The organism is Paraburkholderia sp. CNPSo 3272, assembly GCF_024206495.1.
Taxonomy (GTDB): domain Bacteria; phylum Pseudomonadota; class Gammaproteobacteria; order Burkholderiales; family Burkholderiaceae; genus Paraburkholderia.
On sequence record NZ_JAMBPQ010000105.1, the window covers coordinates 1 to 841 of the forward strand.

Sequence of the window (841 nt, forward strand, 5' to 3'; positions counted from 1 at the left end):
TCCTCGATCGAGGCGAGCAGCTTCGCGAGATCGTAGGTATCGAGCGCGCTCACGGCTTCGAACAGCGTGCGCTGATCGACGAACAACAGATCGTCGAGCGCCTTGAGTTCGCCCGAGCCGCGGTTCGTGCGCTGCGAAAAATACGCGACGCCCTTTTGCTCGACGAAGTTGAGCACCTTCGACTTGCGGAACGCGAAGACCTCGTCGGCGATTTCGGCGTGCGAGAGCTTGTTGAGAATGACCTTGCGCTCCACGCCGATCAGCGCTTCTAGATCGCCCAGCTCGATCAGTTCGAGTTCGCTGTTGATCGACACATCGAGATCGCTGTCCGCCACCTGCGTCGCGCGCTCCACGATGCGCACGGGGTCGAATGTCACCACTTGGCGACCCAACGCGCCTTCCGCCGCTGCCGCGTTATTGGCGAGGTGCGTGGCCTGCCCGCTTTGCATCGCGACGAGATTGAGCTTTTCCATGCGCCGGAGCATGGCCATCACATGCGGACGCGAATGGCCGGCCACGGCACGGCATTTCTGCACGACGTCAGCAAGCGGCACGCTCACTTCAGCGCCACCCGCGCCGTGCCGCGACCAGGTATCGCCGCTTTCGGCGCGATCGCTCGCCCCTGCGATCAGCGCGAGCACATGCGCGTACGACAGTACGCCCGGCATGAAGTCGGCATGGGTGTAGGTGGCGAGCAGATCGTCCTTCGCCTTGACACGCCGCGTGAGCGTGCGCACCACATGGCGCAGCATCGGCGTGACGCGTTCGAGTTCTTCTTCGATGAGGCTCGCCGGCACGACGGTCAGCTGGCAAAAACTGAGCGCCTTCGCCGTGTTCGATC

Annotated in this window: 1 pseudogene; it reads right to left on the reverse strand. The window is 63.5% G+C overall.

The annotated features are described in order from the left end of the window. Positions 1-841 (reverse strand): annotated as a pseudogene (locus M3I53_RS37990) (Crp/Fnr family transcriptional regulator); the annotation flags it as partial.